The organism is Nocardia sp. CA-151230 (genome assembly GCF_050942175.1).
GTDB lineage: Bacteria > Actinomycetota > Actinomycetes > Mycobacteriales > Mycobacteriaceae > Nocardia.
In genome coordinates this window covers 7,401,739-7,421,666 of record NZ_CP192061.1, presented here as the reverse complement: position 1 = coordinate 7,421,666, position 19,928 = coordinate 7,401,739, and the positions used below count along the sequence as shown (strand labels likewise).

Genomic DNA, 19,928 nt, shown 5'->3' with positions numbered 1-19,928 from the left:
GGACCGGTGGCCCAACCCTTTTCGTGTGGGGCTGGGCCGCTTCCGGGTCATACCGCGGATTCGCGCTGCCAGGTGCGAGGACCGGATTCGGGACGGCTGCGGCGTAGATCGTCGTGGAAGATGTAGCCGAGGGAGTATTCCTTGGCGTGGTACATGGCCGAATCCGCCTCGCGCAGTAGCTCGTAGACCGTGGTCTCGGTCTCTCGCGGCTTGGTGCAGGCGATTCCGATGCTGGCCGCAATTCGCACCTCGGCCGCGCTCAGCTCGAACGGTTCTCCCAGGGTGGCCAGCAGCCGCTCCGCCAGCTGGCGGGTCTGCTGCTGCGCGAGCGGGGCGAGCACCACGAATTCGTCGCCGCCGTAGCGGGCGGCCGCGTCATCGCGGCGGATCACGCGGCGGATGCGGGCGGCGGCATTGGCGATGAGCTCGTCACCCACCGCATGGCCGTAGTTGTCGTTGACCCGCTTGAAGCCGTCGAGGTCGATGAACAGCAGGGCCAAAGGCTGTCCGGCCCAATGCTCCCGATTACGATGCAGCGCCCGCAGCAGGGCGGCGCGGTTCAGGAGTCCGGTGAGCATGTCGTGGTCTGCCTGATACTGCGCGCGCCGTTCGCTGCGGGCGCTGCGTTCGATGGCGCGTTCACTGCGTAGCAGTACGCCCGCTAGTAGTAGGGCGAACAGCGAGGACACCACCACGCGGTCCAGTGTGTCGAGGCTGGAGCCCACGACCGGCACCAGCGAGGCCACGATCATCACGATGGCGATGATGCTGGCCCGCTGCCGGGACCGGTGCGGATGGATGTCGCGCGGCTCGCCGAGGACCACCATGCTCGGGTGCAGGGCGGCCGCGCCGATCAGCGTGAAGCCCAGTTGCAGTGGCAGCAGCTGGATCTGGCGGCCGAAGACCGCCGAGCCCGCGGTCTCGAGGTTGTAGGCCAGGTCACCGGCCAGGATCACCAGCATGGCCAGGTGCACCAGCCGCAGCGAGGTTTCCGAGCGCGCCGAGGTGATCACCGAGTGCACGATCACGGTGAGCAGCAGGGCGTCCACGATCGGATCCGCGACCGAGGTAATGGTGGTGAAGGGGGTGTGGTGCGCCATGTGCAGCACCGGTGAGATGAGGAACGTCCACGACAGCAGCAGCGCGCCCAGGCCGATCAGTCCCGAGTCCAGCAGGAGATCGTGATCGGTGCTGTTCTGCCGCGGGCGCAGCCACAGCACCGCGGCCACGCCGACGCAGCAGTATCCACTGAGGGTGAAGAGATCGTCGAAGGGGTGGCGCTGCGATTCGGAGATGTGGCGCAGCCCGGTGCCGATGGCGAATTGCACGGCGGACGCCGACAGCAGATACCAGGGCAGGGGATGGCGGGGGCGGTACCTGCGCACGCCGAGCCCGATCATGGTGAGGCTGATGGCCACCGACACGAACAGGGTGCCCAGCGCCACCGCGCGGGTATTGACCACCATGGGCAGGCCGAGAATGAGCACACCGCCGACGAACAACACGGTGCGCCAGCAGATTTTGAAGCGCGGACCAGACCGTTCGGTCGGTTGTGCGTCCGTTCCCACCAGCCCCCCTTGTCCGAGCAGTACTCGAAAAGACACCGCCGATCATCAACCGAGTGTTGCGGTACGAGCATAGGTCCCGCGCAGCGGTGACAGAGTGCCCGGTAGAGAAAAGGCGCTGCCACTAACTGGGCAACCGAACCGATCATGACATGAAAACGGCCGCTCCGGAGCGGAGTTCGGCGAACCCGCAGGATCGCTTTCCGCGAGACTCGTTATGCTCCCCAGCGAATCGAACCGTACGGCCTGCGCGAACCTGTGAACAGGAGCCGGAAGTGGAAACGACGGCGGGACGCTGGTGGGCCCCGGGCCGGGTGAATCTCATCGGCGAGCACACCGATTACAACGACGGTTACGTGCTGCCGATGGCCCTGCCACTGGGTGTGACCTGCACCGCGGCGGCCGGACCGGGTGGCGTGGTGCGGTTGAGATCCCGGCAGGCGCCCGGTGACCCCGTCGACACCACCACGGCTGCCCTCGCCAGCGGCGGCTGGTCCGAATTCCCCGCCTGGTCGCGCTACCCGCTCGGTGTCATCCGCGAATTCGAGCGCCGCGGCCATGAGGTGCCCGGCGTCCACCTCGATCTCGACGGCACCGTCCCGATCGGCGCGGGCCTGTCCTCCTCGGCCGCCCTGTCCTGCTCGGTCGCCGTCGCCCTGCGGGACCTGTTCGCCCCCGCCGCCACCGACACCGAGCTCATCGACATCGCCCGCACCGCCGAAAACGTCTACGCCGGCGTCCCCACCGGCACCCTCGACCCGTCCGCTTCCCTCCTCTGCACCGCGGGCCACCTCCTCTTCCTCGACACCCGCACCGGCGCCACCGAACAGATCCCCTTCGACCTCGACGCCTTCGGCCTCGCCCTTCTGATCATCGACACCGGCACTCCCCACCGCCTGGTGGACGGCGAATACGCCGCCCGCCGCACCGAATGTGCCGCCGCCGCAGCTCAACTGGGCGTCCCCACCCTCCGCGACGTCCCCTTCGCCGCCGAAGCCGACCACCTCCCCGACCCCGTCCTCCGCCGACGCGCCCGCCACGTCATCACCGAAAACGCCCGTGTCCTGCGAATTGCCGAACAATTGCGCACGGGCGCCGACCCCCGCCTCATCGCCCCCCTTCTCACCGCCGGCCACGCCTCCCTCCGAGACGACTTCGAAGTCTCCTCCCCACCCCTCGACACCGCCGTAACCGCCGCCCTCTCCGCCGGCGCCCACGGCGCCCGCCTGACCGGCGCCGGCTTCGGTGGCAGCATCCTCGCCCTCGTAGACCACGACCGCGTCGTGGAAGTGCGGACGGCCGTTCGAGAAGCCTTCTCGGCCAACGGCTTCAATCCACCCCGTGACTACACCGCAACCCCCTCCGCCGGCGCCCGCCGCCTCCTCTGAGATGATGCTCCACCCCTACGCACCTGCAGGATTCGGACGACACGATTCGGCTCGTGATGGGAGATCACATACTTCGTGATGGATTGCCGTCACGGTGCCGCCGACCGATCGTGAAGTGTGTAGATCGGTCGGCGGCAACGGGTTTCGGGTTACTTCGCCGGCTGGATGGAGGGCTGACTGATCGTCGTGAAGTACTGAACCGCGGCGGCGATGGCTACCGGGGCGGTGACGAAGAGCTGGCCGGCGATGGTGCCGAGGAAGCCGACGGCGCCGGCGCCGATGAGGCAGCCGGTGCCGGCTGCGCCGAGGAGCGGGACGAACATGGCGGCGAGGACGCCTGCGGAGCCGAGGGTGACCAGGCCGGCGGCTCCGACGGCGCCGAGCAGGCAGCCGAGAGCCGCGCCGCCGAGGCCGCCGGCCAGGGTGCCGATGGTGGCGCCCATGGAGATGGTGCTGGTCATGCGGCTCCAGGCGGCCTGTTCACGCTCGTAGTCCGACTTCCAGGGGGCGCTGTTCTCGAAGGGCAGCGCGACCGGCTGGTAGACCGCGTGGGCGGTGTCGAACTGCGGGGTGAGCGTGGCGACGCGGTCGTGGATGTCGGCGGCGATCGGGAAGACGAAATCATCTACCCGGAACGACAATTCGGTGCCCGCGACCGTGGTTCCGTCGGGAGCCTTGATCTTCAGGACGCCGTTGTCCACCACCAGCGACCCGGCATCCGTGCGGATGGTCAGGTCCCTCTCGCCGGTGGTGGCCGTGTAGTTGACGACACCCGGGTCGGACTGGGCGGGTGCGGCGTTCACGGTTCCGGCGGTGATCCCGAGCGCGGTCGTCACGAGGGCGGCGGACACGGCGAACTTGTTGAGCTTCATCAGGTTTCGTCTTTCGTCAGTGCGGGTCAGGGTCCGCACGAATGGCGCGGCTCTGCTATGTGCGTGAGCCGCGAAAGGATGTGACCGGCCGGCGGCACGGCCCGGAGGCCGTGTCGCTCAGCGGTTCTCGTGGACTAGGCGGTGGCGCGCAGGCGGGCTCCCACACCCACCAGCACGTCGATCACCAGGAAGCCCAGCAACGGAATGCCGATCATGGGCGCGAACCAGCCGACCACCGCGGCGGCCGCTGCCAGCGGCGCCAGGACGATCAGCGGGGTCTGCGCCAGCGCCCGGCGCGGGGCCTTGCCCGCGGCGAGCTTCGACTCCTTGGTCGGGCGGCGCCGCCACCACATGAGGTAGCCGCGCACGATCACCGTGCCCAGCCCGGCCATGATGACCAGCAGCAGAAGCTGATTGGCCAGCCCGAACATCAGGCCCATGTGGAACTGGATGCCCCAATTGGTGAGCTTGGCCATGAGCGGCCAGTCGGCGTACGGCAGCTTGTCGGTGACATTGCCGGTCGCGCCGTCCACCGCGATGGCATCGCGGGTGTACTGGCCGGGCCGGCGCAGCTCCTGCGCCACGAAGGCCGTGCCGTCCTTGGCCGGAATGCTGATCTCCAAGGGCCCGGTCAGGCCGTTGGCCCGGGCGACGCCGTACACGGTGTCGACCAGTGCCGACCTGTCGGCGGGAGGCATGGCCGCGCCCGCGCCGCCACCGTGGTGATCGTGTTCACCGCCCGCGGACATGGCCGGACCGGTCGACCCGGGCAGCTTGGCGCTCACCGCGGGCGTGGTCCAGCTCATCGCCTGCCGCAGCTGGGTGACGTTCTCACCCGCGTACTTCGACCAGGTCATACCGGTGACCGACAGCAGCAGGAGCACCGGCAGGATCCAGACACCCACCACCGCATGCCAATTCAGTGTCCGGACCCGAGGCCGCGACCGGTCCGGCCGCAGCAGCCAACCGGGCGAGCGCTTCTCGCGCCGCGCCCGCACCCGCCGGTACCAGAGCACCAGCCCGGCCAGCGCCACCAGCCACAGCCAGGACGCCGCGATCTCGCTGTAGTAGCGCCCGAACGCACCCAGGTGCAGATCCTTGTGCAGCTGGTCGATCCAGGTGCGCATGGGCAGCGCGCCCGAGGAGCCGTAGACGACGCTGTCGCCCACCGGCTGCGCGGTCACCGGGTCGACGAACACCGCGCGCCGCTCGGATTCGCCCAGCGACGGATCGCTGAAGAGCACGCGCGTGGTCTCACCGGCGTGCTGTCCGGGGGCCACGGCCACCAGCGCCAGGTTCGGCTCGGCGGCCTGCCCGGCGGCGACCTGCTCCCGCAACGGCTTGGCCGGGCCGGTCGAATCGGTGTGCAGCAGGCCGCTGGAGGTGACGGTCTCCAGCGTCGGCGAGATCGCGTACAGCGCACCGGTCACGGCCGCGATCAGGATGAACGGCGCCACGAAGACGCCGGCATAGAAATGCAAACGCAGCATGAGCGCCTGGAAGGCATTGCCCGCGCCGCGTTTCGGGGCCTTCCCGGACGGCGGTGGATCCGTCGCCGGGGTAGGGGAGGGCGGCGGTGTCGCATCGACACCGCTGTCAGTGATTGTCACCAGCGATCTTTCGGGTTCGAGGGAACGCCCGGGGACACGCCGTACCGGAGCGAACACATCGAGGCGACGCATGTCGGGGCACACCATGACCCCCTCATGGCGCGCACGCGACTGCCACCGCGTGCGCACAGCGGTCATGGGGATGCCCGGACGCGCATGACGCCACCGCGACGGTCGCGGGCGTACAGCGAAGTCACACGGAGGCGAAAGTCCGTGTGCCCGGGTGTGAAAAGAAGTGAATCAGCCTCGAACGAGTGCGGGTGGTCCGCGAGTGCGGAAGACGTCGGCCGCGAAGATGCGCAGTACGACGAGATCCCGGTGCGGGATGGGCAGCAGCGGCGGCCCGGTGAGCACCGGTAGTGAAATAGGCAGCGGCAGCGCCCAGGACAGCACCGTGGTGCCGATCCGATAGGCCGCTTCCGCGCCGAGAATTACCGCGGCCGCCGCGCACGCTGCCACGATGTGCGCGGCCAGCATGGCCGGACTCCACATCGCGGCATTGTGGTGCTGATGGTGCATGCTGCCCGGCGAGCCCCACATCATGCTGAAGTGACCCAGCAATTGCCCGCCGAGGAGTGCGACCACCAGACCGAGCGCCGTGGTGCGCAGCGTGTGCACGCTCGCGACCACCGCGCCTACCGTCGCCGAGGCGGCGACCAGCAGCGTCAGTGGACCGGACTCCAGGGGCGCGGCCCCCGAGATCCAGCCGTGCGCGGCCACCGCGAGCGCCCCGGATACCGAACCGGCCGCCCCACCGCGCAATACCGCAGCATCGCTGCGGTAATGCGCTGTAGAGCGGCCGGATTCGATGTTCACGCGCTGATAATAGCCAGGCCTGATCTGGCCCCTGCCCGTACCCTGCCGTTGACCGGCGGAGTGCGAACGGCTTTGGCTAATTCCCCGTGACTTCCATCTCGATCAGCGGCTTGCGCAGCAGCTTCCCGGTGGCATTGCGCGGCAGCTCATCGAGGAAGATCACCTCGCGCGGCACCTTGTAGCGCGCCAGGTTCTCCTTCACGTAGTCCTTGATCTCCTGCACGTCCCGCTTGGAGTCGGGCCCCGGAACCACGATGGCGCGCAGACGCTTTCCGAAGTCGCGGTCGTCGACGCCGACCACCGCCGCCTCCAGGATGTCGTGGCGGTTGGACAGCAGGTTCTCGACCTCCTGCGGGAAGACGTTCTCACCGCCGGAGACGATCATGTCGTCGTCGCGGCCGTCGATGAACAGCAGCCCGTCGGTGTCGAAGTGGCCGACATCGCCGGAGGACATGAGGCCGTCCACATACTCCTTGGTGCGGCCGTCGGTGTACTGCTTGAACGAGTGCCCGTTCTCGATGAAGATCGTGCCGGTCACGTTGGGCGCGGAGATGCGCCTGCGGTTCTCGTCGTAGAGCGCGACGCGAATGCCGACCGGCGCCTTGCCCGCGGTGGTCGGGGCCTTGCGCAGTTCCGACGGGGTGGCCACGGTCATGACCGCGCACTCGGTGGAGCCGTACACGTTGTAGAGGGTCTCGCCGAAGTAGTCGAGGGTGCGGGTGACCACGTCCGGCGGGATGGCCGAGCCGGCGGCGAAGACGACCTTCAGGGTCTCCGCCGGGTTGTATTTCGCCAGCGTCTCTTCCGGCAGGTCCAGGATGCGCTGCAGCATGGTCGGGACCACGGTCAGACCCTGCGCGCGGAACTTCTTGATATTGGCCAGCGTGCCCTCGGGATCGAAGCGGCGCTGCTGGAACACCACCCGGTTGCCCAGCGCGATCGACAGCGTGAACTGCGACAGGCCGGTGGCGTGGAAGATCGGGGCGGCCATCACCACGGTGCTGTTGCGCGGCAGCGGGATCCGATCCAGGAACTGCGCCGTGATGAACGGGCTGACCTTGTCGCGCGGCGCGCCCTTGGGGGTGCCGGTGGTGCCCGAGGTCAGGATGACCATGCCGCCCGGCTTCTCCGGCGGGGTCAGCGGCGCGGTGGACTGCCCGGCCGCCACCGACTCGATGGTCGGAATCGACGGGTCGGCATTGTCCTGCTCGTCGACCCAGGTCAGGATGCGCGGAATCTCGGCCGGAATGGCCGACATCAGGTCGAAGAACTCGCTGTCGTGCAGCACCGCCTTGACGTTCTCGCGGGCGGCCACATCGGTGAACTGCGGCTTGGCGAAGCCGGTGTTCATCAGCACCGCGCGCACTCCCAGCTTGCCGGCGGCGACCAGGGTCAGCACCATGCCGCGGTGGTCGCGGGCCAGCACGCCGATCACATCGCCGGGGCCCAGGCCCCGGGCGGCGAGGCCGCGCGCGAAGGCATTGGACTGCTGGTCGAGCTGCTCGAAGGTCAGCTCACCGCGCTCGTCGACAATGGCCGCGGACTTGGGATTGGTGTTGGCCGCATGCACGACCGCGCCCGCGAACGGACCGAACTTCAGCACATTGAGCGCCGAGCGCACCGCGTGATCGGGGCGCAGCGGATTGAAGAGTCCCCCTCGGACCATGGCATTGACGCTGAGCGCCGTATCGCCGGCCTTGCGTAGAACCGTGCCAGCCGATGGAAGGGCAAGTGACATGGGTACAACCTTCCGCGATCCCCCGCCGGACGAGTCGGCCGACGGACCGCAACATCGAGATCCAGTGCGGTGCTAACCCTAGCAAGCGCAGGCAGCCCGGGTGTGGCCGAGGTCTCCGTTACTCGCGGTTACGAATAAACCGCGCAGCTCGTGGTGGGGATCCCAGGATTGCCGCCGTGTCGCGGACACCATTGGTGCTGTGCCGCCTGCTGACTCGGTGCTGTGTCACCTACTGACTCGCGACGGGCGGCTCGTACTCCACGAGGACCCGGCGCAGCAGTTTGCCGGTGGCATTGCGCGGCAGATCGTCGAGAAAGAAGACGTCCCGCGGCACCTTGTAGCGAGCCAGATTGGCCTTCACATAGGTCTTGATCTCCTCGGGCGCGAGCTGCACGCCGGGCTCGGGAACGATGAACGCGCGCAGGCGCTTACCGAATTCGACATCGTCCACGCCGACCACGGCCGCATCGAACACGTCGGGGCGCTCCAGCAGCAGGTTCTCGACCTCCTGCGGGAAGACGTTCTCGCCGCCGGAGACGATCATGTCGTCGTCGCGGCCGTCGATGAACAGCAGTCCGCGATCGTCGAAGTGCCCGACATCGCCGCTGGACATGTACCCGTCGATGACCTCCTTCATCCGCCCGTCGGTGTAGCCCTTGAACGGCGAGCCCGAGCGGATGAAGACACGGCCGGTCACGTTCTTGGCGAGGACGCGCCGTCCGTCGTCGTCGAAGAGCGCCACCTCGCAGGTCAGCGGCGCCCGTCCCGCCGTCCCCGGCGCGAGGGCCAGATCCTCGGGCCGGGCCACCGAGGCGATCGCGCATTCGGTGGAGCCGTAGAGGTTGTAGAGCACCGGCCCGAACACCTCGGCCGTGCGCACCGACAGCTCCGGCGACAGCGCCGAACCGGCCAGCACGATGCCGGTCAGTGAGGAGGTGTCGTACTGCTGGCGAATCTCCTTGTCCAGCTCCACCATTCGATGCAGCATGGTCGGCACCGCCACCAGCATGTCGGCGCGGTGCTCGGCGATCAGGCGCAGCGTCCGCTCGGCGTCGAAGCGGCGCGCCATCACCACCTTGTTGCCGAAGGCGCACGCGGTCAGCCAGGTCGCGAACCCGGTGGAGTGGAAGATGGGGGAGACGATGACCATCGTGCCCTGGTGCGGAAAGTCGATGCGGTCCACCATCTGCACCGTCGACAGCGGTCCGGTGCGTTCGCGCGGGGCGCCCTTGGGCAGGCCGGTGGTACCCGAGGTGAGGATGATGAAGCCGCCCGGCTGCTTCGGCGCGGGCAGCGGCGCCGGTGCGTTGGCCGCGATGAGCTCGTCCAGAGTTTTTGCGCCGGCGGGTATTTCGATGCCCTCGTCGACCCAGGTCAGTACGCGGGGAAGGTCCTCGGGCAGGGCGTCGAGCAGGCCGAGGAATTCGCTGTCGTGCAACACGACTCGCACGTTCTCGCGCTCACAGACCTGGGCGAACTGCGGTTTGGCGAATCCGGTGTTCATCAGCGCCAGCCGCGCGCCGAGTTTGCCCAGCGCCGCCATGGTCAGCACCAGGCCCCGGTGATCGCGGGCCAGCACGCCCACCACGGTTCCGGGTTTGACGCCATTGCGCTGCAATCCGCGCGCCAGCGCGTTCGACTGCTCGTCCAGCTCCCGGTAGGTGAGCTCACCCCGCTCGTCCGCGAGGGCCGGCCGGTCCCCGAACAGGCGCGCCGCGCGCCGTATCGCTGTCGCAGGCGGCCCGAAAACCCTGGCGTCCCTGAGCAATCGGACCGTCTCCACCGGATCGGTGGGATCGCTCAACCCCAGCTCCCGCAAACGCCTCAGGCCCTTGAGCGCCTCACCGGTGTGCGCCATGCGCTGCCGAGCCGAATGCAGAACCGAGGCCATGCGGACCACCTCCGTTGACGAGCCGTCCACCGCCCGGACCCGACGGCGGTAGCGTCACCGTAACAGCGGCCTGTGACGGTCGTTACACAAATTCGGTCACAACAGACACACGGCAACTCTGAGCGAATCGCCCTACTGTGTTCACCTATCGATTGCTCGCTCGTAACCTGGGTCCCACAGGCTGCGGGTTCCCCTTCCTGAACTGATGAGGTACCCACATGGAAATGCTCGCCGTACTCGCCAACATCGTCGCCGCCATGAGCAGCGGAAGCGCGGCGCTGGCAGCCCTGTAATCCAGCGCTCACGCGAACAGCCCGCCGACCGATCGGCGGGCTGTTCGCATATCCGGGCTCAGATCTCGTCGAAGCCGGTGGTCAGGCCCAGGTGGGCGGTGGCGTCCAGCTCGGCGGCGACGGTGGCCAGCTTGCCGCGGATGGCGCCGACCGCGTCCGGGCCCAGGGCCAGGCGCAGCGGGGCGTCGGCCTGGCCGACCAGGGCGAGGACTGCGGTCGCGGCCTTGCCGGGATCGCCCTGCTGCTGCTGGTCGGAGGCGGGCAGGCCGTCGCGGATGGCGCCCACGGTGGCGGCGTAGTCCGGGATGGCGGAACCGATGGTGAGGGCGGCGGGCTTGGCGAAACCGGTTCGGAATTCCCCGGGTTCGACGATCAGCACCTGGATGCCGAGCGGATTCACCTCGGCGGCAAGGGCTTCGCTGGCCAGCTCCAGCGCGCCCTTGGCGGCGCTGTAGGCGCCCACGCCCGCGAAGGACAGGAACCCGCCCATGCTGGTCAGCTGGACGATGGTGCCCGCGTGGCGCTCGCGCATCTGGGGGAGGACCAGCTGGGTCAGCCGTAGCGGGCCGAAGAACATGACCTCCATGGCGTCGCGCAGATCGGCCTCCGTGGTCTCCTCGATCGCGCCGACGATGCCGTAGCCCGCATTGTTGACCAGGACGTCGATCCTCCCGGCCTCCTTCACCGCCCGCTCGGCGGCGGCCGGGTCGCGCACGTCCAGGGTCACCACCTGCACCCGGTCCGGGTGCGCGGCAACCACGTCCGCCATGGTCTCGGGGCGACGCACCGCGGCCACCACCTCGTCCCCGGCGGCCAGCACGGCCTGGGCGAAGGCCGCGCCGAAACCGCTGTTCGCTCCGGTGATCAGCCAGCGGCGGGAGGTCTGTGCAGTCATGGGTCGCTTCCTCGATCGGTTCTTCCGGCGGGTCCGCCGGAGTGCTGTCACCGACAATGCCCGCGCGCGGCGTGGCCCGGTATGGCCCAGAGGTGGAATATGGACCGGTGACCGGAGCCCTCACCGACCCCACTCGTCGTCCTCGCCTGCTGCCCGAGGGTGGCCCGCTGAGTGCCGAGGACCATCGGCGGCTGATCGGCGTGCTCGAATCGGTGGATCGGGCCGGGGATCTGACCGAGTTCCGGGAGCGGTTGCTGCTGGCCCTGCAGAGCTGGTTCGGATTCACCGGAGTCGCTGTGCTGCACGGTGATTCGCTCTCAGAGGCGATCCGTGAGGGCTGTGGCATCCAAGGTGGGTACACCTCCGAGTTCCTCGCCGACTACGCCGCGCGCTGGATCGACGCGGATCCCCTGCGGGGGGAGCTGGTCGCCGATCTCTTGCGGACCCGGGGCGTCATCCGGCTCAGCGAAGTACCCGGCGCCACCCCGTTTTTGACGGATTTCCTGCGCCCCAATGGAATCAGTGACAAGGCCGCCATGCTGGTGGACGGCGGTCCCGCCGGTGTGCTGTATGTCGGTATGGCCGTGGCGGACTCGCTGCGGGTGCCGGAACGGGACGTCGCCGTCCTGCACGCCCTGCGCCGGCACCTCGCACCGCTCGTCGCCGACCAGCTCGCCCGGGATCGGGAACGGCGTGACACCGTAGCGAATTGGCAGCTGACGCCCCGGGAATGGGAGGTCGCGGACCTGGCCGCGCGCGGGCTCACCAATCGGCAGATCGCCGAGCGCCTGTTCATCGGCGTCGACACCGTGAAGAAGCACCTCAGCCGGGTGCTGGCGGAGACCGCCTGCACCAGTCGCACCCAGCTGGCCGTCCGCTTCGCGGCGGCCTGACCACGCTCGCCGTGGCCTGACCGCGCCACCATCCGGTATCGAACCGGTCGATCCGGGTACCGGCGCCGATACCGCGCCGCAGAATCAGGTGATGAGCGACCTCTTCGATTTCTCCGGCCGGACGGTCTTCGTGGCAGGCGGTACCAGCGGCATCAATCTCGTTGTGGCTCGAGCCTTCGCGCGGGCAGGGGGCTCGGTGGCGGTGCTCTCGCGCACGCCCGGCAAGGTGCGCGCGGCCGTCGACTCGCTCGGCGAATGCGGAGTCACCGCCCTGGGTTTCGCCGCGGACGTGCGCGACTACGACGCGGTCGCCGAGGGTCTCGCGGCCACCTGCACCGAGCTCGGCGAGCTGGATGTGCTGGTCTCTGGCGCGGCCGGGAACTTCCCCGCCGCAACGGAATCCATGTCGGCGCGAGCCTTCGGGGCCGTGGTGGACATCGACCTGAAGGGCACCTTCAATGTCCTGCGCGCCGCCCGCGAGCACCTGCGCACGCCCGGGGCGTCGGTCATCACCATCTCGGCGCCGCAGTCGACCGTTCCCATGACCCTGCAGGCCCACGCCTGCGCCGCCAAGGCTGGCGTGGACATGCTCACCAAGGTCGCGGCGCTGGAGTGGGCCGGAGCGGGCATCCGCGTCAATGCCGTGGTTCCCGGCCCCATCGAGGACACCGAGGGCATGTCCCGCCTGGCCCCCACCCCCGAATTATCCGAGCTGGTGGCCAGATCCGTGCCGCTGGGCCGCTACGGCACCGCCCAGGAGATCGCCGACTGCTGCCTGTGGCTGGCGTCCCCGTACGCCACCTACGTCAACGGCGCCATCATCCCCGTCGACGGCGGCTGGTCGCTGGGCGGCGCCTCCGAGGTCTTCACCGCCATGCGAAATCTATTGGCGGGCTGATACTTCCCGCGCCGGCTCAGTGCCCGCCCGAGGCGATCTTCTTCGGATCGATGAACGACTGCAGCGGCGACAGATGCGTGTACGTGTCGAACAGCGACCGGCCCAGCGTGGCATGCGCCTCCACCACCGGATTGGTGGCCCCGTAGTTGTCCGCGTCCGGCGCCTGATCGGCGAAGAACGAGAACACCACCAGCGGCGCGCCCGCCGCGTCGAACATGATCCCGGTGTCGTGCCGCTTGTCGTCGGACGCACCGTGTTTGGTGGCGAACCGCGCCCGCTCCTCCGAGGACATGTTCCGCCGGATCCCGTCGGTGTATCCCACCGCGGTCCACGTCATGATCCGCAGCACCGCCTGCGTCGACTCCCTCGACAGCAGCGTCCCCGACGCCAGCCGGAACAGCAGATCATTGTTCTCCCGCGCCGTCGTGTTCCCCAGATAGAACCGGCTCTCACCGGGTATCGGCAGCACCCGGGTCGCCTTGAACCCCAGCCGATCCAAGATCTCGTTGATCTGATCCCCGGACACGAAACGCGACAACAACCGCACCGCGGTGTTGTCCGACACCTGCAGCATGGTCGTCAGCAGATTCGCCACCGTCAGCTGATCCCCGAACGCCGCCTGGTTCAGATACAGGCCGCTGCCCTCGGCCACCATGTCGGCATCCAGAGTCGTGGTGTCCGACAGCTTGATCCGCCCGGCATCCACCTCGGTCATCACCGCGGTCATCACCGCCAGCTTCTGCACGCTGGCCCCCTCGATGACGAAGTCGGCGTCCTCCTCGACGACCGGAACCGGCTGCCCCGACCCGAGATCGCTGACCAGACAGTGCCACCGGCCCCCGGCGACCTTCGTGATGGCCCGGTACTGGGCATCGAAGGCCGGGCCCACCACCGGCACCCCGGCCCGGGCCGTCCCCGTCCGCATCATCCCCCCAGCGGCGATAGCGCCGGCCCCCAATAGCATCCGCCTACTGAATCCACGCACCGGCGAAACCTATCCGCGCAAATCACATTTCGGCAACCAGAGCCCGAAACTCCCAGCTGGTGTCGTCGAGTCGCGCGGCTCAGCCGCCGGGGTCGCGGATCGGGGAACCGGTCGAACAGCGGCCGCCGCCCCGGCCGCGCCCCAGTTGACCGCCAGTTTCAGCGCGTACCCGGCGGCCGGCAGGTAGCGCTGGTCATCGTCCCCGCCGACAGCAGTTCCGGATCGCGGACATCGAGTTCCTTCCGGCCGATGCGCCTGTACCCGAGCGAACCTCGATTGCGCAAACCGGCACCGGCAGCTCCGACTCCATCCCGGTTGTCGGCCACCTGCTGAAGGCGCTCGGAATCCAACCCGCCACGGACCAGGGACGTCCGGAAACGAGAAAACCGGTGCGAGCCACGAATGCGGCGCGCACCGGTTTTCCGTTGTGCCAGAACTTACTTCAGCTTGTCGCTCGACAGCCCGAGCACGCGGCGGGCCACGATGAGCTGCTGGATCTGCTGGGTGCCTTCGAAGATGTCGAGGATCTTCGAGTCGCGGGCCCACTTCTCCAGGAGGGTGCGCTGGGAGTAACCCGTGGTGCCGGCGAGTTCGACGGCCTTGAGGGTGACGTCGGTGCCCATGCGGCCGGCCTTGGCCTTGGACATGGAAGCCTCGAGGGAGTTGGGCTTCTTGTTGTCGGCCATCCACGCGGCGCGCAGCGACAGCAGGTAGGCGGCTTCCCAGTCGGCCTCCAGGCGGAGGAATTCCGCGGCGGCGGCGTGCTGGTTGTTGGCCGGCTTGTCGTAGGAGATCTCGATGCCCGCGTCGGTGAGGACGGTGCGAAGCTCCTCGAGGGCGGCGCGGCCGACGCCGACGGCCATGCCGGCGACCAGCGGGCGGGTGTTGTCGAACGTCTGCATGACGCCCGCGAAACCCTTCTCCACATTGACTTCCGGCGAACCCAGGATGTTGTCCTTGGGGATGCGGCAGTCCTCGAGGCGGAGCTCGGCGGTGTCGGAGGCCTTGATGCCCAGCTTGTGCTCGAGGCGGGATACGGTGAGGCCCTTGGCATCCCGCGGCACCACGAACGACTTGATGGCCGCGCGGCCGGCTGTCTTGTCGACGGTCGCCCACACCACGATGTGGGTGGCGCGCGAGCCGGCGGTCACGAAGATCTTGGTGCCGTTGAGCACCCACTCGTCGCCGTCGAGCACCGCGGTGGTGGACACCGCCGCGGAGTCGGAGCCGAAGGACGGCTCGGTGATGGCCATGGCGGCCCACACCTTGCCGAAGCGCGACAGCTGCTCATCGGTGGCGACCGCCGCGATGGCGGCATTGCCGAGGCCCTGGTAGGGGATCGACAGCATGAGGCCGACATCGCCCCACGAGGTCTCCAGCGCGTTCATCAGCGCGGACATATTGCCGCCGTTGGTGTTCCCGAGCAGCTCGGTGGCGTGCGCATCACCGTCGGTCTTCTCACCGGCCTTGCGGCCACCGGTGGCTCCGGAGACGTCGGCCGAGCCGGAGTCGGACAGGCCCTCGACCATGGCGGCCATGGTGTCCAGCTCGACCGGGTATTCGTGCTCGGCCAGGTCGTACTTGCGCGACGCAGGACGGAAGATCTCCTGCGCGACCTGGTGGGCCTGGTTGGCGCTGGCCCGCAGCTTCTTGGGGAGTTCGAGATTGATCATGAGGTGGTCTCTCCGTTGAGGTTCAGCCCCGCGACGCGCAGCGTCTCGATTGAGGGTGGCGGCGGGGACGAGGCGGGCTCAGATGAGGACGATGCCTTCGGCCACGCCGACGCCGCGCAGATCGCGGTACCAGCGCTCGACCGGGTGCTCCTTGGTGAAACCGTGGCCGCCGAGCAGCTGCACGCCGTCGAGCCCGACCTGCATGCCCTTGTCGGTGGCCAGCTTCTTGGCCAGCGCCGCCTCGCGGGCGAAGGACAGCCCCTGTTCCGCGCGCGACGCACCACGCAGCGTCACGAGACGGAGGCCGTCCAGCTCGATCGCCATGTTCGCGACCATGAACGCGACCGCCTGGCGGTGCGCGATCGGCTCACCGAACGCCTCACGCTCCTTCACGTACGGAATCACGTAGTCGAGCACGGCCTGACCGGTGCCGATGGCCAGCGAGGCCCAGCCCAGGCGGGCCAGCCGCACGGCGTCGGCGTACTCCTCGGCGCGCTGCGCGCCCTCCGAGTCGCCCAGCAGGGCGGTGGCCGGAACGGCGACATTCTTCAGGTGCAGGCGACCCAGGCCCGCGGCCCGCATGCCCATGCTCGGGTCGGCCTCGATCACGACACCCTCGGTGTCGGACTCGACGATGAAGAAGGTGGGCCGGCCGTCCAGCTCGGCGGCGACGATGAACAGCTCGGCGTCACCGGCGGCCGGGACCAGGGTCTTCACACCGTTGAGGCGGAAACCGCTGGGGGAGCGAGTGGCCTTGGTCTGCAGCGCGAACGGATCGAACAGCGCCTGCGGCTCGGAGATGACGACCGAGGCCTGCGGCACGTTCTCACCCGTGAAGGCGCCCAGGTAGGTCTGCTGCTGGGCGTCGGTACCCCACTGCGACAGCGCGACCGCGACACCGCTCGGCGCCAGGATCGGCAGCGCCAGGCCCATGTCGCCGTACGAGAGCGCCTCGGCCACCAGCGAATTGGTGACGGCGCCACGCTCGGAGGCCGCGCCTTCGAGCTCCTCGGGCACGTTGATCAGGGTGATGCCGAGTTCCGCGGCGCGCTCGAGCAGGTCGCGCGGGGCCTTGGCGGAATTGTCGGCCTCGTACGCGGCCGGGCGCAGGATCTCGCCGGCGAAGTCGCGCACGGTCTCGACGATCATCTGCTGCTCGTCGGACGGGGTGAGGTCGAAGTAGTCCTTCTTACGAGACTCGTTGGCGGGCAGACGCTTCGGGGCGCCACCGCCGGCGACCTTCTCGAACACCCGAGTCGCAGCACCCAGGGTGCGGAACCCGGTCTTGGTGCTCTCGTAGGTGAATCGTTCGATCGGCTTGCGCAGCTTGTACTTCTCTGCCAGCTCCGATCCCGTGATGGTCGTCATGACCCGCATCGCCGCGCCCATCCAGTCGCGTTTGACCGGGTTGAGGCCAACGGCGGAGGTATCCCGCTTCGTTGCGGTGTCTCGAGTGCTCATAATCACCAGTTTTCTATCGAGGAGGTGGGTGATCCTGCCCAGCAATCTTACTCCTGAGTAAGACTATCTTACTTCAGAGTAAGAACTGGCGTCGAGGATTGTCGAATCGGCAGGTCAGGGCAGTCGTTCGAACTTACCGACCGGTGTCACTCGGATCTAGTGAAACAAATACGCTTCAGACGCACCCGAGGTGGGCTAGGGTGTCGGCGCATAACCCGCTCCTGATGGAGGTTCGTACATATGAAGATTGCGCTCGGAACGGCGGGCATCATTGCCGCCGGTCTCTTCCTCGCCGCCCCCAACGCCAGCGCCGACGTGCAGCTGCAGCCGATCGATGTGGGTATCACCGGTTCCGGTGTCGGCCTGGGCACCGGATCCGGCACGGGTGGCTGCATCAGCGGTGTCGGCACCGAGATCGGACTCGGTTCGGTCGGTGTGGGCTCCGCTGTCCCCGGCGGCCCGTTCCTGGACCTCGGCTCGGTCTGCGTCCCGCTCGGCTGAGAGACAACGGCGTAGCGACGCTGAATAGCAGAGCGTAGCAACGCGCCCGGTGGCGGGACCGCAGCCCGCGCCGGGTACCCCGGCACCGGTGGCCCGGCCGCCCCGGAGATGCGACGATGCGGGGGATGCGCGAACGGCCGGTCAATGCCTCGGGTGGCGAAACGTACTGGATAGCAGGAATTTTCGCGGTGCTGCTCACCGCGCTCTCCGGACGGTACGGGTACCACCGCGATGAGCTCTACTTTCTGGCCGCGGGACGGCGATTGGACTGGGGATATCCCGATCAGCCGCCGCTGGTGCCACTGCTGGCCCGCGCGATGTCGGCCATAGATCCGAATTCCTTGATGCTGCTGCGTCTTCCGGCGACGCTGGCGGCCACCACCGTGGTGATCTGCGCCGGACTCGCCGCCCGCGAACTCGGCGGCGGCCGGGTGGCGCAGGCGGTCGCGGCCGGGACCATGGCGTCGGCGGCCGTGGTGGCCGGGGCCGGGCACACCCTCGGTACGGCGGATATCGATCTCGCGGTGTGGTCGGTACTGATGCTGCTGGTTCTGCGTCTGATGCGACCCGACGCCGACCCGCGATGGTGGCTCGCGATCGGCGCGCTGTCCGGAATCGGGGTGCAGAACAAGGCCCTGATCGTGGTTCCCCTTGCCGCGCTGGCCTTCTCACTGCTCCTGGTCGGACCGCGAGAAGTGTTCGCCACCAGGTATTTCCCGCTCGCCCTCGGTATCGCGGCGGTGATCAGCGCGCCCTACGTGCTGTGGCAGGCGCGCAACGGTTGGCCGCAGTGGGCGCTGAGCCGGGCCATCGCGGGCGGCTCCTCGGGCAGCTCGAATTCGCGAATCGGGTTCGTGCTCCTGCAATTCGGGCTGATCGGCGTACTGCTGGTGCCAGTGTGGGCGTTCGGCCTGTGGTGGCTGTGGCGACGCTACCGGGCCTTCGCCGTCGCCTACGCGATGCTGTTCGTCGGCTACCTGGTCATGGTCGGCAAGGCGTACTACCTCGGCGGGATGTATCCGATGCTGGTGGCCGCGGGCGCCGTCGGACTGGAGCCGCGGCTCAGCGGGCATTGGATACGGTTTGCCGCACTGACTTTCGTCATCGCGCTGAACTCGGTGTTCTCGGCGGTGGTCTTCCTACCCGTGCTGCCGATGTCCGCCCTTCGGGACCCGTCGGCCCTGCTCGCGATCAACAAGGAGGCTGGGGAGACCGTCGGCTGGTCGCAGTTCACCGCGCAGATCGCGGATGTCCGAGCACATTCCGCGCCCGACGCCGACCTCCTCACCGCCAACTACGGAGAGGCAGCCGCTCTCGAATTCTTCGGCGGAAGCCGCAACCTGCCGACCCCGCACAGCGTGCACAACGCGTACTGGTGGTGGGGTCCGCCTTCGGGCGCCCATTCGGTGCTCGTGCTCGGCATGCCCGCCGACCGGGTGAGCCGCTTCTGCGTGGACCCGGAACCATTGGGGCGCTTGGACAATGGCCTGAACATCCGCAATCTCGAGCAGGGGCGCGCGATCATCCTGTGCCGCACACCCCGTCGCCCCTGGTCCGAGATGTGGCCCGCCATGCGGCAACTCGGCTGAGGCTCGGACCTCCGGCCCGGATCAGGCCTGCAGGGCCGCCAGCACCTGGTCCTGCAGATGCGAATTGGTCGCCACCGCGCTCCCGCCGTGCGGCCCCGGCTTGCCGTCCAGCGCCGTGAAGGTGCCGCCCGCCTCGCGAATCAGAATGTCCAGCGCCGCCATGTCCCACAGCGACAGTTCGGGTTCGGTGACGATGTCGACCGCGCCCTCGGCCAGCAGCGTGTACCCGAAGAAGTCGCCGTACCCGCGCACCCGCCACACCTCGTCGGTGAGCGCGATGAGCTTGGCCCGGCGCCCGATGGCCCGCCAGCCCGACAGGCTGGAGATCGCGAGGCTGGCCGCACCCAGCTCGGCGATCGCCGACACCGAGAGGGCCCGAGGCTCACCCTGCTCGAAGCTGCTCCACGCGCCGTGACCGGTCGCCGCCCACCAGCGTCGCGCCAATGCCGGCGCGCTGACCACGCCCACCACCGGCACGCCGTCCTCGAGCAGCGAGATGAGCGAGGCCCACACCGGCACCCCGCGCACGAAGTTCTTGGTCCCGTCGATCGGGTCGATGACCCACTGCCGACCGCTGAATTCGACGTCCCCGCCGAACTCCTCACCGAGCACCAGGTCCCCCGGCCGCTCGTCGGCGAGGATCTCCCGCAGCTTCCGCTCGACAGCCAGATCCGCATCCGATACCGGCGTCAGATCCGGCTTGGAATCGATCTTCAAATCGAGCGCCCGGAACCGCTCACGGGTGATCCCATCGGCCGCGTCGGCCAGCTTCAGCGCGAGTTCCAGGTCAGCGGAGTATCCGGTCACGCCCCAGCACGTTAGTCCTCCCCCGTTAACAGGTGGTGTCCCACGTCCCCAAC

At 68.6% G+C, this 19,928-nt stretch carries 16 protein-coding genes; 5 read left to right on the top strand and 11 right to left on the bottom strand.

Annotated elements, in window-relative coordinates; translation table 11 throughout:
- Nucleotides 1-47 precede the first annotated feature (47 nt).
- A complete protein-coding gene (locus ACQP1O_RS34945) occupies nucleotides 48-1,568 on the bottom strand; it encodes a diguanylate cyclase domain-containing protein (protein WP_433562622.1) in 1,521 nt (506 codons plus the stop codon).
- Nucleotides 1,569-1,840: 272 nt separating this feature from the next.
- Between ACQP1O_RS34945 and galK the strand changes: the two genes are divergently transcribed.
- Nucleotides 1,841-2,953: a galactokinase gene (gene galK, locus ACQP1O_RS34940; protein WP_433562621.1), complete on the top strand. Its 1,113-nt coding sequence runs from the start codon at nucleotides 1,841-1,843 to the stop codon at nucleotides 2,951-2,953.
- 149 nt (nucleotides 2,954-3,102) lie between these two features.
- Here the strand turns inward: galK and ACQP1O_RS34935 are convergent, their stop codons facing one another.
- The 6 genes from ACQP1O_RS34935 to ACQP1O_RS34910 form a co-directional block, all read right to left on the bottom strand.
- The gene (locus tag ACQP1O_RS34935; RefSeq protein WP_433562620.1) at nucleotides 3,103-3,825 is read right to left on the bottom strand and encodes a hypothetical protein; all 723 of its coding nucleotides are present in this window, start codon (nucleotides 3,823-3,825) and stop codon (nucleotides 3,103-3,105) included.
- Between the two features lie 134 nt (nucleotides 3,826-3,959).
- Nucleotides 3,960-5,435: a PepSY-associated TM helix domain-containing protein gene (locus tag ACQP1O_RS34930; RefSeq protein ID WP_433562619.1), complete on the bottom strand. Its 1,476-nt coding sequence runs from the start codon at nucleotides 5,433-5,435 to the stop codon at nucleotides 3,960-3,962.
- Nucleotides 5,436-5,675: 240 nt separating this feature from the next.
- On the bottom strand, nucleotides 5,676-6,251 hold the full coding sequence (locus ACQP1O_RS34925) for a hypothetical protein (protein ID WP_433562618.1): 576 nt from the start codon (nucleotides 6,249-6,251) through the stop codon (nucleotides 5,676-5,678).
- A 76-nt stretch (nucleotides 6,252-6,327) separates the two neighbouring features.
- Entirely contained in the window at nucleotides 6,328-7,989 is a 1,662-nt protein-coding gene (locus tag ACQP1O_RS34920) for an acyl-CoA synthetase (protein ID WP_433562617.1), read from the bottom strand.
- A gap of 229 nt (nucleotides 7,990-8,218) precedes the next feature.
- Entirely contained in the window at nucleotides 8,219-9,880 is a 1,662-nt protein-coding gene (locus ACQP1O_RS34915; protein WP_433562616.1) for an acyl-CoA synthetase, read from the bottom strand.
- A 351-nt stretch (nucleotides 9,881-10,231) separates the two neighbouring features.
- Nucleotides 10,232-11,068, bottom strand: coding sequence for an SDR family NAD(P)-dependent oxidoreductase (locus tag ACQP1O_RS34910; RefSeq protein ID WP_433562615.1), 837 nt, complete (start codon nucleotides 11,066-11,068; stop codon nucleotides 10,232-10,234).
- Between the two features lie 107 nt (nucleotides 11,069-11,175).
- Between ACQP1O_RS34910 and ACQP1O_RS34905 the strand changes: the two genes are divergently transcribed.
- Together ACQP1O_RS34905 and ACQP1O_RS34900 are read left to right on the top strand one after the other, a co-directional pair.
- Nucleotides 11,176-11,961, top strand: a complete 786-nt coding sequence (locus ACQP1O_RS34905; RefSeq protein WP_433562614.1) for a helix-turn-helix transcriptional regulator — start codon at nucleotides 11,176-11,178, stop codon at nucleotides 11,959-11,961.
- 91 nt (nucleotides 11,962-12,052) lie between these two features.
- Nucleotides 12,053-12,859: an SDR family oxidoreductase gene (locus tag ACQP1O_RS34900; protein WP_433562613.1), complete on the top strand. Its 807-nt coding sequence runs from the start codon at nucleotides 12,053-12,055 to the stop codon at nucleotides 12,857-12,859.
- 16 nt (nucleotides 12,860-12,875) lie between these two features.
- Here the strand turns inward: ACQP1O_RS34900 and ACQP1O_RS34895 are convergent, their stop codons facing one another.
- The 3 genes from ACQP1O_RS34895 to ACQP1O_RS34885 all read right to left on the bottom strand — a co-directional run bounded on the left by ACQP1O_RS34895 (nucleotide 12,876) and on the right by ACQP1O_RS34885 (nucleotide 16,984).
- Complete coding sequence (locus ACQP1O_RS34895; protein ID WP_433562612.1) at nucleotides 12,876-13,787, bottom strand: serine hydrolase; 912 nt, start codon at nucleotides 13,785-13,787, stop codon at nucleotides 12,876-12,878.
- 494 nt (nucleotides 13,788-14,281) lie between these two features.
- Entirely contained in the window at nucleotides 14,282-15,517 is a 1,236-nt protein-coding gene (locus ACQP1O_RS34890; RefSeq protein ID WP_433562611.1) for an acyl-CoA dehydrogenase family protein, read from the bottom strand.
- A gap of 78 nt (nucleotides 15,518-15,595) precedes the next feature.
- Nucleotides 15,596-16,984, bottom strand: a complete 1,389-nt coding sequence (locus ACQP1O_RS34885) for an acyl-CoA dehydrogenase family protein (RefSeq protein ID WP_433562610.1) — start codon at nucleotides 16,982-16,984, stop codon at nucleotides 15,596-15,598.
- Nucleotides 16,985-17,218: 234 nt separating this feature from the next.
- Between ACQP1O_RS34885 and ACQP1O_RS34880 the strand changes: the two genes are divergently transcribed.
- Together ACQP1O_RS34880 and ACQP1O_RS34875 are read left to right on the top strand one after the other, a co-directional pair.
- Nucleotides 17,219-17,479 carry a hypothetical protein gene (locus ACQP1O_RS34880; protein ID WP_433562609.1) on the top strand — a complete coding sequence of 87 codons (261 nt, stop codon included), beginning with the start codon at nucleotides 17,219-17,221 and terminating at the stop codon, nucleotides 17,477-17,479.
- A 125-nt stretch (nucleotides 17,480-17,604) separates the two neighbouring features.
- Entirely contained in the window at nucleotides 17,605-19,068 is a 1,464-nt protein-coding gene (locus ACQP1O_RS34875; RefSeq protein ID WP_433562608.1) for an ArnT family glycosyltransferase, read from the top strand.
- A gap of 21 nt (nucleotides 19,069-19,089) precedes the next feature.
- On the opposite strand, the gene hisN is transcribed toward ACQP1O_RS34875, so the two are convergent.
- Entirely contained in the window at nucleotides 19,090-19,875 is a 786-nt protein-coding gene (gene hisN / locus ACQP1O_RS34870) for a histidinol-phosphatase (RefSeq protein WP_433562607.1), read from the bottom strand.
- Between the last annotated feature and the right edge of the window lie 53 nt (nucleotides 19,876-19,928).

What these genes read in the sequence shown, in the direction of transcription:
- ACQP1O_RS34935 (WP_433562620.1), bottom strand. Translation starts at nt 3,825, where the DNA reads ATGAAGCTCAACAAGTTCGCCGTGTCCGCCGCCCTCGTGACGACCGCG.
- ACQP1O_RS34900 (WP_433562613.1), top strand. Translation starts at nt 12,053, where the DNA reads ATGAGCGACCTCTTCGATTTCTCCGGCCGGACGGTCTTCGTGGCAGGC.
- ACQP1O_RS34915 (WP_433562616.1), bottom strand. Translation starts at nt 9,880, where the DNA reads ATGGCCTCGGTTCTGCATTCGGCTCGGCAGCGCATGGCGCACACCGGT.
- ACQP1O_RS34890 (WP_433562611.1), bottom strand. Translation starts at nt 15,517, where the DNA reads ATGATCAATCTCGAACTCCCCAAGAAGCTGCGGGCCAGCGCCAACCAG.
- ACQP1O_RS34895 (WP_433562612.1), bottom strand. Translation starts at nt 13,787, where the DNA reads ATGATGCGGACGGGGACGGCCCGGGCCGGGGTGCCGGTGGTGGGCCCG.
- ACQP1O_RS34875 (WP_433562608.1), top strand. Translation starts at nt 17,605, where the DNA reads ATGCGCGAACGGCCGGTCAATGCCTCGGGTGGCGAAACGTACTGGATA.
- ACQP1O_RS34910 (WP_433562615.1), bottom strand. Translation starts at nt 11,068, where the DNA reads ATGACTGCACAGACCTCCCGCCGCTGGCTGATCACCGGAGCGAACAGC.
- ACQP1O_RS34920 (WP_433562617.1), bottom strand. Translation starts at nt 7,989, where the DNA reads ATGTCACTTGCCCTTCCATCGGCTGGCACGGTTCTACGCAAGGCCGGC.
- ACQP1O_RS34880 (WP_433562609.1), top strand. Translation starts at nt 17,219, where the DNA reads ATGAAGATTGCGCTCGGAACGGCGGGCATCATTGCCGCCGGTCTCTTC.